At 63.4% G+C, this 612-nt stretch carries 1 protein-coding gene; it reads left to right on the forward strand.

Annotation, left to right across the window (positions count from 1 at the left end; genetic code table 11):
- Positions 1–257 precede the first annotated feature (257 nt).
- A complete protein-coding gene (locus AWB65_RS35270; RefSeq protein WP_181505623.1) occupies positions 258–608 on the forward strand; it encodes a hypothetical protein in 351 nt (116 codons plus the stop codon).
- Positions 609–612 lie beyond the last annotated feature (4 nt).

Consider the following 612-nt stretch of genomic DNA (forward strand, 5'->3'; position numbering starts at 1 on the left):
CCAACGCAACGACGAGCCACATCAACACGACGACGGCCGGCGGCAAGGGCTTCGGCGGTGCAACGGCTGGCGGCACCTCGGGCGCCGACGCTGCTGCCAATGCATGGAGCAAGCTCGGCGGAGGCTGGCGCTAAGCCGGGAGGCTGCAGCCAAGCTGGTGACATGACCACGAGTGTCGTGAGCCAGCCAGGAGGAGAAGGTGGTAGTGGGTAAATAACAGAGAGTACAAACTTTCAATTCACCAAGGGATGTCCATCATGAAACGCTCGATGATCGCTGCTGCACTGTTCTCGCTTTTCTCGGTTGCCGCTGTCGCCGGCACGGGAACGAACTCAACCTCGACGTCTTCGTCGGGTGGCCAGACCTCGGCTTCCGTGTCGGGCTACGGCTTCTTCAAGGCAACCGACTACGGCACCGCCAACGCGAACGCGCAAGCGCTTTCGGGCAGCGGCTTCGGCGTGACCGGCAATGGCACGAACGCCACGACGAGCCATACCAACACGTCGAATGCAGGCGGCTACGGTCACGGCAATGCATCGGCAATCGGCGGCTCGGGCGCGGATGCAGCAGCCAATGCCTGGAGCAAGCTGGGCGGCGGCTGGCGCTAAAGCC

Origin of the sequence: Caballeronia humi (assembly GCF_001544475.1) — a bacterium.
Classification (GTDB): domain Bacteria; phylum Pseudomonadota; class Gammaproteobacteria; order Burkholderiales; family Burkholderiaceae; genus Caballeronia; species Caballeronia humi.

What these genes read in the sequence shown, in the direction of transcription:
- AWB65_RS35270 (WP_181505623.1), top strand. Translation starts at nt 258, where the DNA reads ATGAAACGCTCGATGATCGCTGCTGCACTGTTCTCGCTTTTCTCGGTT.